6 protein-coding genes are annotated in these 7,604 nt (G+C 77.1%); 5 read left to right on the top strand and 1 reads right to left on the bottom strand.

Annotated elements, in window-relative coordinates; genetic code table 11:
• The 4 genes from D0Z06_RS21285 to mnmA all read left to right on the top strand — a co-directional run.
• On the top strand, nt 1–871 hold an 871-nt coding region (locus D0Z06_RS21285), incomplete at its 5' end, for an electron transfer flavoprotein subunit alpha/FixB family protein (protein WP_147332101.1).
• A gap of 185 nt (nt 872–1,056) precedes the next feature.
• A complete protein-coding gene (locus D0Z06_RS21280) occupies nt 1,057–2,448 on the top strand; it encodes an MFS transporter (protein ID WP_233517870.1) in 1,392 nt (463 codons plus the stop codon).
• Complete coding sequence (locus D0Z06_RS21275; RefSeq protein ID WP_117379542.1) at nt 2,445–3,635, top strand: cysteine desulfurase family protein; 1,191 nt, start codon at nt 2,445–2,447, stop codon at nt 3,633–3,635. The genes D0Z06_RS21280 and D0Z06_RS21275 overlap by 4 nt, the downstream gene beginning before the upstream one ends.
• Nucleotides 3,632–4,705, top strand: a complete 1,074-nt coding sequence (gene mnmA / locus D0Z06_RS21270) for a tRNA 2-thiouridine(34) synthase MnmA (RefSeq protein WP_117379541.1) — start codon at nt 3,632–3,634, stop codon at nt 4,703–4,705. Before D0Z06_RS21275 ends, mnmA begins: the two co-directional genes overlap by 4 nt.
• Nucleotides 4,706–4,915: 210 nt before the next feature.
• Here mnmA and D0Z06_RS21265 read toward each other — a convergent pair whose 3' ends face one another.
• Nucleotides 4,916–6,160: an HNH endonuclease gene (locus D0Z06_RS21265; protein ID WP_370453378.1), complete on the bottom strand. Its 1,245-nt coding sequence runs from the start codon at nt 6,158–6,160 to the stop codon at nt 4,916–4,918.
• Nucleotides 6,161–6,484: 324 nt separating this feature from the next.
• On the opposite strand from D0Z06_RS21265, the gene D0Z06_RS21260 reads away from it, so the two are divergent.
• Nucleotides 6,485–7,546, top strand: coding sequence for a methionine synthase (locus D0Z06_RS21260; protein WP_233517869.1), 1,062 nt, complete (start codon nt 6,485–6,487; stop codon nt 7,544–7,546).
• Nucleotides 7,547–7,604 lie beyond the last annotated feature (58 nt).

The raw sequence follows: 7,604 nt of genomic DNA, 5'->3' as shown, positions 1-7,604 counted from the left end.
CGGTGAGGTGTCGGCGGTCGTCGTCGGCGCCCCCGGCACGGCCGCGGCGGTGAAGGACGCCCTGGCCGAGTACGGCGCGGCGAAGGTCTACGTGGCCGAGTCCGAGGAGGTCGACTCCTACCTGGTCGCCCCCAAGGCCGAGGTGCTGGCCCAGCTGGTCGCCGACAGGCAGCCGGCCGCGGTCGTGATCCCCTCCTCCCCGGAGGGCAAGGAGATCGCCGGGCGGGTGGCCATCAAGACCGGCAGCGGGTTCCTGACCGACGTCACCGAGATCGCTCCTGATGGCACCGCGACCCAGGTCGCCTTCGCCGGGGCGACGATCGTGCACTCGAAGGTCACCACCGGCACGCCGATCTACACGGTGCGCGGCAACTCGGTCACCCCCGAGCCCGCCCCGGGCGCGGCCGCCGAGGAGCAGGTCGCCGTCTCGCTCTCCGACGCCGCGAAGCAGACCAAGGTGCTCGACCGCGTGGTGGAGCAGAAGTCCTCCCGCCCGGAGCTCACCGAGGCCTCCATCGTGGTCTCCGGCGGCCGGGGGGTGGCCTCGGCGGAGAACTTCTCGGTCATCGAGGGCCTGGCCGACTCCCTCGGCGCGGCCGTCGGGGCGTCGCGGGCCGCGGTGGACTCCGGCTTCTACCCGCACACCTTCCAGGTGGGGCAGACCGGCAAGACCGTCTCGCCGCAGCTCTACATCGCGGTGGGCATCTCCGGGGCGATCCAGCACCGGGCCGGCATGCAGACCTCGAAGACCATCGTCGCGGTCAACAAGGACCCCGAGGCGCCGATCTTCGAGCTCGCCGACTTCGGCGTGGTGGGCGACCTGAACACCGTCGTCCCGCAGGCCACCGAGCAGATCACCGCCCGCAAGTAAGAGGACCTCGCTGCCCCCCACGCCTCCCTGACGCTCGGCGCGGGCCCCTGCAGCGAGGCCGCGCCGAGCCGGGCTGCAGCAAGGCTCGGGTGCAGTGAGGCCGCAGGTCGAGCGCCGTCCCCTCCGGGGGCGGCGCTCGACGCGTGTCCGGGAAGGTGCCGCGGCCGTCCGCGGTTGGCCGGAGGGTGGGCACGAGCGGGATCCTGGACCGTCAGCACCGGCTCCCGACGGCGGGCCTGCTGCTCCTGGTCACGCTCGTGGCGTTCGAGGCCATGGCGGTCGGGACGGCGATGCCCACGGCGGTGGCCGAGCTCGACGGGCTGGCCTGGTACGGCTGGCCGTTCAGCGCCTACCTCGTGGCGTCGGTCGTCGGGATGGTGGTCGGCGGCGACCTGGGCGACCGGCGCGGGCCGCGGGCGGCGCTGGTCGGCGGGGTCGCGGTGTTCGCGGCCGGTCTGCTCGGCGCGGGGGTGGCCTCGGACATGGCCGTGTTCGTCGCCGCCCGCGCCGTCCAGGGGTTCGGTGGCGGGCTGATCGCGGTCGCCCTCTACGTGGTGGCCGGCCAGGCCTATGCCGCCGAGCTGCGCCCGCGGTTGTTCGGCGCGATCTCGGCGGCGTGGGTGCTCCCTGCGCTGGTCGGTCCGCTGGTCGCCGGGTTGCTGACGACGCACGCCAGCTGGCGGTGGGTGTTCCTCGGCCTGCTGCCGCTGGCCGCGCTGAGCCTGCTGCTCGTGCGGCCGGCGCTGCGCGGCCTCGGGCCCGCCGGGAGGGCTCCCGGGGCTCGGCGCGGCGGGCGGGCGGTGTGGGCGTCCCTCGCCGGGCTCGGCATCGGGGTGCTGCAGCTGGCCGGTCAGCGGCTGGACCGGCCGGCCCTGCTGGTCGCCGTCCCCGGTCTCCTCGCGCTGGCCGCGGGGCTGCGCCGGTTGCTGCCGGCGGGCGTCGTCCGCGCCCGGCCGGGGCTGCCGGCGGTCATCGGCGCACGTGGGCTGCTGGCCGGCGCGTTCTTCGGCATGGACGTGCTGCTGCCCCTGTCGCTGACCCAGCTGCACGGCTACGGGCCGACCGCGGCGGGCATCCCGCTGACCGCCGGGGCGGTGGGCTGGGCGCTGGCCTCCCAGCTGCAGGGCCGGCACCCGGGCATCCCCCGCGCCCGGCTGCTCCGGGCCGGGTTCGTGCTGCTGGCCGTCGGCGTCGCGGGCACCGCGGCGATCGCGGTGCCGGGGATCGGCGGCTGGCCGGCGTACCTGACCTGGGCGGTGGCCGGGCTCGGGATGGGGCTGGGTATGCCCAGCGTCGGGGTGCTGCTGCTCGAGCAGTCCCCGGAGCACCGCCGGGGAGCGGACTCGGCGGCCTTCCAGATCGCCGACGTCACCGCCTCCGCGCTGTGCGTGGGGCTGGTCGGCGTGCTGGTCGGGGCGGCGACCGCGGGGCTGCTGCCGCTGGCCGCGGCGGTGGCCGGGTCCGCCGCCGTCCTCGCCTCGCTGGCCGCCGTGGGGGCCGCCGTGTCCCCCCGGACCGCGGTCCCGGCCGCTGCGGCGGCCGACCGGGCGGCCCGGACTACCCTGGCGGCGTCATGACGTACCTCGACCACGCGGCGACCACGCCGCTGCTCCCCGAGGTCCTGGCTGCGATGACCGAGCAGCTCGGCCGGGTGGGCAACGCCTCCTCGTTGCACGCCAGCGGGCGGGCCGCCCGCCGGGTCGCCGAGCAGGCGCGCGAGCGGCTGGCCGAGGCGCTCGGTGCCCGGCCCTCGGAGGTCCTCTTCACCGGTGGCGGCACCGAGGGGGACAACCTGGCCGTCAAGGGGATCTTCTGGGCCCGCCAGGAGGCCGACTCCCGCCGCCGGCGGCTGGTGGTCAGCCCCGCCGAGCACCACGCGGTCCTCGACAGCGCCGAGTGGCTGGCCAAGCACGCCGGGGCGGACCTCACCTGGGTGTCGGTCGAGCCCAGCGGGCGGGTGACCCCCGAGGCCCTGCGCGCCGCCCTCGGCGACGGCAGCGACGTGGCCGTGGCCAGCCTCATGTGGGCCAACAACGAGATCGGCACGGTCAGCGACCTCGCCGCTCTCGCCGCCGTGGCGCACGAGGTCGGCGTGCCCCTGCACACCGACGCCGTGCAGGCGGTCGGTCAGGTGCCGGTGGACTTCGGCGCCAGCGGGGTCGACGCGCTCACCATGACCGGGCACAAGCTCGGCGGGCCGATGGGGGCCGGCGTGCTCCTGCTGCGCCGGGACGCCGAGTGCATGCCCCTGCTGCACGGCGGCGGGCAGGAGCGCGACGTCCGTTCCGGCACCCTCGACGTCGCGGCGATCGTGGGCCTGCAGGTGGCCACCTGCCTGGCCGTCGCCGGCCGGGAGGAGCGGGCCACGCGGCTGCGGGCGCTGCGCGACCGGCTGGTCGCCGGGGTGGTCGTGCAGGTGCCCGACGCCCAGCTCAACGGTGCGCCGCTGGACGACGAGCTCGCCGGCGGGCCCGGACGGCTCCCGGGCAACGCCCACCTGTCCTTCCCCGGGGCCGAGGGGGACGCCCTGCTGATGCTCCTCGACGCGCGCGGGGTCGAGTGCTCGACGGGCTCGGCCTGCAGCGCCGGGGTCGCCCGGCCCAGTCACGTCCTGCTGGCCACCGGCGCGGACCCCGACCGCGCGCGCAGCTCGCTGAGGTTCAGCCTCGGGACGACGTCCACCGACGCCGACGTCGACGCGGCGCTCGAGGTCATCGGGCCGGTCGTGGAGCGGGCCCGCCGAGCGGGGATGAACCGGCGATGAGGGTCCTCGCCGCCATGAGCGGTGGCGTCGACTCCGCCGTGGCCGCGGCGCTGGCGGTCGACGCCGGTCACGACGTCACCGGGGTGCACCTGGCCCTGTCGCCCGACCGCCGGACGCTGCGCAGCGGCGCGCGGGGCTGCTGCAGCGTCGAGGACGCCCACGACGCCCGCCGCGTCGCCGACGAGCTCGGCATCCCCTTCTACGTCTGGGACCTGGCCGAGCGCTTCACCGAGGACGTCGTCGACGACTTCGTGGCCGAGTACGCGGCCGGCCGCACGCCCAACCCGTGCCTGCGGTGCAACGAGCGGATCAAGTTCGCGGCGGTCCTCGACCGGGCTCGGGCCCTGGGTTTCGACGCGGTGGTGACCGGCCACCACGCCCGGTTGGTCGACGGGTTGCTGCGGCGCTCGGTCGACGCGGCCAAGGACCAGTCCTACGTGCTCGCCGTCCTCCGGCCGGATCAGCTGGCCGGCGCGCTCTTCCCGCTCGGGGGCATGACCAAGCACCGGGTGCGGGAGATGGCCGCCGAGCGCGGGTTCGCGGTGGCCGCGAAGGCGGACTCGCACGACATCTGCTTCATCCCGGACGGCGACACCCGCGGCTTCCTGGCGCGGCGGTTGGGCGAGCAGCCCGGTCCGGTCGTCGACGCGGGGACGGGGGCGACCGTCGGGACGCACGCGGGGACCTACGGCTTCACCGTCGGGCAGCGCCGCGGGCTCGGTGTGGCCGCGGGGGACTCCCGGCCGCGCTACGTGCTCGGTATCGAGCCGGTCTCGCGCACGGTCACCATCGGCACCGCCGACCTGGCCGGCGTGGGGGAGGTCCGCACCGCGGTCCCGACCTGGACCGCGGGGGCGCCCGAACTGCCCCTGCGCGCCGAGGTCCAGCTCCGGGCGCACGGCGGCCCGGTGCCGTGCACCGTGCGGTGCGCGCCGGATGGCGGTCTGGCCATCGAGCTCGACACCGCCCAGCGCGGCGTCGCCCCCGGCCAGTCCGCCGTCCTCTACGCCCCGGACGCCGAGCGCGGTGACCTCGTGCTCGGGCAGGGAGCCGTGCTCGGCACCTCCTGACCCCCGGTCGCCGGTGGTCGGGACACCGGGAGCCGGTGGTCGGGCCGAGCGCCGCACCTCGTGGAGCCGCGGCACCGGTGCTCGGCCTGTTCACGGCCCGGCAGCCCACCGGCCCCGCCGCCGGGCACGCCGAGTGCCCGGCGCACGGGTGGGTGCGCCGGGTCGGCCGGTGTGCGGTTCTGGCTCTGCTCGGGGTCCGGCCGTTCTGCTTCAGGCGGCGGCCAGGGGTTGGGGGATGCGGATCTCGGTGCCGTCGGGGCGCCAGGTACGCCAGGCGCCGTCGGGTCGCCGTTCGACGCGGAACCCGTGGTGCACCTTGGTGTGGTGCCGCTCGCACAGCAGGGCCGAGTTGGCCAGCGAGGTCTCCCCGCCCAGGGCCCACTCCAGCAGGTGGTGCACGTCGCACCAGTGGGTCGGGGCACCGCAGCCGGTGAACACGCAGCCCCGGTCCCGGCGCTCCACCGCGCGGCGCAGGTGCGGGGGCACCACCCGGTGGGTGCGCCCCACGTCCAGGGGTGCGCCGTCGGGGCCCAGCACGATGCGGGTGACCGCCCCGTCGCAGGCCAGCCAGCGGGCCCGGGCGGCGGAGATCGTGGCGCCGAACCCCAGCTCCGCGGCGCCCGGGCCGGCCGTGGGGTCGATGAGGTCTTCAGCCTTGATCACCACGGCCACGTGCGGCTTGACCGTGCGCAGCACCGGCAGGGTGCCGGCGGCCAGCTGGAGATCGCAGAGCTGGACGAGGGCGTCGGCCTGCGCCTGGGGCCGGGTGCGCTCGTCGCCGGCGCACCGCCCGGCCTGCAGGAGGCTCTCCAGGGCGGCCTGCAGCCTCTCCCCGCCGGCGGCGTCCAGCTCCAGCCGGCCGGTGAGCGAGCCGTCGGCGTGCCGGACCCAGGCCAGGCGGCGGCCCTCGGTGGGGTCGGGCTCGGGGCCGTCGGGGTCCAGGCCGGCCAGGTAGTGCCGCACCACCTGCACGAGGTCGGCGTGCGGCCGCGCGGCGGCCAGGTCGGTGAGCAGCCGGTCGACCTCCGCGAGGTCCACCCCGCAGGCTTCGGCGGCGGCCAGGTGCTCCTCCCGGGTGATCGGGGCGATCGTCGCGACGGCCTCGGCGCTGACCGCGCCGGCGGCGTGCGCCTCCGCCAGCGCGGGCAGGTGCTCCAGCGCCCGCCCGGCGCGGACCAGCCCGGCCGCGGCGGAGTGGCTCATCCGCCCGTGCCCGCGCAGCCACGCCTGCATGGTCTTCAGCCCGTCGACCTCCGCCGCCCCGGCCAGCTCGCAGGCGCGCACGGTGCGGGCCACCTCGGCGGCGATCCGGTGCTGGGCGACCAGCAGCCCGCCCAGCCGGGCCAGCAGTTCCGGGCCGAACGCCGAGGCCAGCTCCGGCGCCGCCCAGGTCGTCCAGCGCACTCGACAGCTGCTCCACCGCCGGGTCACCTCCCGCTCTACCGTCTCGAACATGTGTACGAATGCTATCGCCGGACGGAGCTCGTCGCAGCATGAATCCCGAGGTCAGCAGGCTGTCCACAGACGGAGGTGAGAGGTTGACATGGCCGTGGGCCCGGGTCCCTGACGGGCCGGGTCCGGACGGGCCCGGGCCTGGCGGGCGGGTGGTGTGCAGCCGCGGCGCCCCCCGCCGCGACAGGCTGCGCCCATGCTGCACACAACCCGCCGACGAGATGACTGCGGTGCACGAGCGGGACGGCACCCGGTGGCTGCCCGCCCACCCGCCCGCGGCGGGGAACCCGTGCGGGCCCCGGCTGCCGGCGGACTACCGTCGCCGTCGTGGCCCCACCGATCGACCCGGACCCGCCGATGGAACCCGTCCCGCCGGTCGGCCCCTCGCCCGAGGGCGACCCGGTGCCGGTGGGGTCCCCCTGGGGGCCCGCCACCGGCGTCGGCTCGTTGCCGTCCACGGACCCGGTCGAGGCGCTGCGCGTGGTCACCGGTGAGCTGCCGGGGTTCGCGCACCTGCCCGAGCTCCCGGCCCGCGGTGCCGGCGCGGACCTGATCGGCCGCAGCGCCGCGCTCCTCGTCGACCTCGCCGTCGAGCTGACCCCGGCCGGGTGGCGGCTGGTGCCGCGCGGCGGGGTGGACCTGCGCCGGGCGCGGGAGTTCCTGGCCCGGGACCTCGACGCGCTGCACGAGGTCGCTGAGGGCTGGACGGGCCCGTTCAAGGTCCAGGCCACCGGGCCGTGGACGCTGGCCGCCGGGCTCGAGCGCACCCGCGGCGACCGCGCGGTCGTCGACGCCGGCGCCCGGCGCGACCTGGCCCAGTCCCTCACCGAGGGCCTGCGCGAGCACGTCGCCGCGGTGGCCGCCCGCGTCCCCGGGGCCCGCGTCGTCGTCCAGCTCGACGAGCCGTCCCTCCCCGCCGTCCTCCAGGGCGCACTGCCCACCGCCAGCGGTTTCGGCAAGCTGCCGGCCGTCGAGGCCTCCGTGGTCGAGCAGGAGCTCGCCGCCGTCGTCGCGGAACTCCCCGGCCCGGTGGTGCTGCACTGCTGTGCGTCCCGGGTCCCGCTGGACCTGCTGCGGGCCGCCGGCGCCGCCGGCCTCTCCTTCGACCTCGGCCTGGTGCAGGACCTCGACGCGCTCGGCACCGCGGTCGAGGCCGGCGTCCACCTGCTGCCCGGTGTGGTCCCCGGCACCGACGCGACCCTGCCCGCGCCCCGGGCCACGGCGTCCCGGCTGCAGGCGTGGTGGCGCGAGCTCGGCTTCCCGGCCGAGCAGCTGCACACCGCGGTCACGCTCACGCCCGCGTGCGGCCTGGCGGGGGCCACCCCCGGCTACGCCCGGCAGGCCATGACCTCGGTGCGCGAGTCGGCCCGGTACCTCGTGCCGGACTGAGCCGACCCGACCGGGCGACGTACCGGTTCGCCGTCGTACCAGCGGGCTACCGTTCGGC

Origin of the sequence: Geodermatophilus marinus (assembly GCF_003428645.1) — a bacterium.
In the GTDB taxonomy this organism is placed as follows: domain Bacteria; phylum Actinomycetota; class Actinomycetes; order Mycobacteriales; family Geodermatophilaceae; genus Geodermatophilus.
Note: the sequence above shows the minus strand (reverse complement) of the source record. Positions and strands in the feature narration are given on the sequence as shown.

Bases quoted from the DNA above. Each gene is read 5' to 3' on its own strand.
- D0Z06_RS21265 (WP_370453378.1), bottom strand. From the start codon at position 6,160: ATGTTCGAGACGGTAGAGCGGGAGGTGACCCGGCGGTGGAGCAGCTGT.
- D0Z06_RS21275 (WP_117379542.1), top strand. From the start codon at position 2,445: ATGACGTACCTCGACCACGCGGCGACCACGCCGCTGCTCCCCGAGGTC.
- mnmA (WP_117379541.1), top strand. From the start codon at position 3,632: ATGAGGGTCCTCGCCGCCATGAGCGGTGGCGTCGACTCCGCCGTGGCC.